The sequence below is a fragment of the Coprococcus sp. ART55/1 genome (assembly GCF_000210595.1).
Classification (GTDB): domain Bacteria; phylum Bacillota; class Clostridia; order Lachnospirales; family Lachnospiraceae; genus Coprococcus; species Coprococcus aceti.
In genome coordinates this window covers 837284-839233 of record NC_021018.1, presented here as the reverse complement: position 1 = coordinate 839233, position 1950 = coordinate 837284, and the positions used below count along the sequence as shown (strand labels likewise).

The 1950-nt window shown below is 38.1% G+C and carries 3 protein-coding genes and 1 pseudogene; 3 read left to right on the top strand and 1 reads right to left on the bottom strand.

What is annotated here, in order from left to right:
* A pseudogene (locus CCU_RS04020) lies at positions 1 to 564 on the bottom strand (site-specific integrase); the annotation flags it as partial.
* 94 nt (positions 565 to 658) lie between these two features.
* Between CCU_RS04020 and CCU_RS04015 the strand changes: the two are divergent.
* The 3 genes from CCU_RS04015 to CCU_RS04005 all read left to right on the top strand — a co-directional run.
* On the top strand, positions 659 to 1003 hold the full coding sequence (locus CCU_RS04015) for a winged helix-turn-helix transcriptional regulator (RefSeq protein ID WP_015533659.1): 345 nt from the start codon (positions 659 to 661) through the stop codon (positions 1001 to 1003).
* Between the two features lie 352 nt (positions 1004 to 1355).
* The gene (locus tag CCU_RS04010; RefSeq protein WP_015533658.1) at positions 1356 to 1697 is read left to right on the top strand and encodes a MobC family plasmid mobilization relaxosome protein; all 342 of its coding nucleotides are present in this window, start codon (positions 1356 to 1358) and stop codon (positions 1695 to 1697) included.
* Positions 1646 to 1950 (top strand): relaxase/mobilization nuclease domain-containing protein (locus CCU_RS04005; RefSeq protein ID WP_208895974.1); only part of this gene is annotated, 305 nt, incomplete at its 3' end. The genes CCU_RS04010 and CCU_RS04005, both read left to right, overlap by 52 nt.

Below are 1950 nucleotides of genomic sequence, written 5' to 3'. Positions count from 1 at the left end.
CAGATATTGCAGTGTTTTAGTATTCATTCCCGATTTAGCCATGTTGGAGCAATATGTATGACGGCATACATGGGGTGTGATATTTGGCATCTGTACCTTATAAATCTCGTTATACCTGCCAACCATACTGTTAAATCTGTGTTCCCAATGCATGGCAACCAACGGCATTCCTTTCTTATCCAGGAAAAGAAATCCAGTATATCCACCTACCACTTTCTCCACTTTATATTCCGGTCTGTCTTGAATGATTGCTCGAAACATTTCTGTAACTTCTTTTGTCATTGGAATTACCCTTGTTCCGGCATTCGTCTTTGTCGGCTCAATCACATACTCCATCTTCGAAGTTCTCTGCAACTGATGGTCGATATTGATGGTTTTTTTCTCTAAATCAATATCTTTCATCGTCAATCCACAAAACTCCGAAATTCTCATACCTGTATGAAAAAGAATGTATATTACTTCATAATACTTGCAGTAAACTACATCATCATGTACAAACTTTAAGAATTTTCGCATCTGATCCTTTGTAATTGCCTCCCTTGTGACAGCATCATTTACTACTAAGTACATTAGTATAGGTTACCTGATATTAAAAAAGACACTACCTTGATATTCATTAAATGATATTTTATAATTTGTATACAAAGGAGGGGCTATTATGGCTGATAACAAATTTTCTCGTAGTCAGAGTCTTATGGCAAGCTGCGTTCCGATGACCAAGTTGCAGTCCGTTATTGGAGGGAAATGGAAAATTTTAATTATGTGGTACATTTCAGTTTATAAAGTACAACGCTTGGGGGAATTACAAAGAAGAATTGGCAATGAAATTACAAAATCAACTCTTACCAAACAGTTAAGGGAATTGGAAAATGACGGATGGATCAATCGTCAGATTTATCAAGAAATACCTCCCAGAGTAGAATACACCCTTACAGAATTAGCCGAAAGCTTTGTTCCAATTTTAGAGCAAATGAAAGAATGGAGCGAAACACATTTATGCTAATCCTGTTTTCCATAAGAGTACTACTTCCCTAAGTAATCAACTATCGACACACCCTCCGGGAGTGTCGGTAACACTCATAGCAAGCACTGCCCATGTCATGACACATAGGCTGAAATTTACTTTTATGCCACAGGCACAACCCGTAAATTTCCATAGGGAAGTATCCCTAACCCTCTTATATTTTTTAAGTCACTTTTCACAGCAAAATCATTGACCTTCTTCTGCAATTTTGCTACAATTTTTCTCGGATAACTTTATCCAAAATCGAATACACTTTGAAACAAACTGTTGTAAAACATCGAACATTTTACAGCAGTTTTTTTGTACCCAAAATCAAAAAGGAGTTAAAGAAATGGCAAACAGAAAACGCACCAATCCGGTGCAAATTTATCTCGATGATGACGAGCAGTATATCCTAGACGAGAAGTTCAGAGTATCAGGCATGAAAAGTAAGTCCGCTTTCTTACGAAAGCTCATTTTGTATGGCTATGTCTATGACGTGGATTACAGTTATTTAAGAAATTATAATACGGAGCTTGGACGTATCAGCTCAAATCTGAATCAGATTGCCAAGCGAATAAACAGCACCGGGAATATTTATCAGGAAGATATGGACGAAGTAAAGGAGTTGATGAATGAGGTATGGCGTACACAAAAATCCATGCTATCAAAGCAACCGTTGATAAAGCGATAGACTACATCTGCAACCCCGAAAAGACCGATGAAAAAATGTTCGTTTCCTCTTATGCCTGTTCTCCGGAAACCGTAGCTTATGACTTCAAATATACTCTCGACCACTGCCGGGAAAACAGTCCCAACAAAGCCTATCATCTGATACAGGCTTTTGCTCCGGGAGAGGTCGGTTTTGAAGAAGCGCACCACATTGGAAAGGAGCTTGCAGATAAACTTTTAGAGGGAAAATATTCGTATGTTGTTACCACCCATAT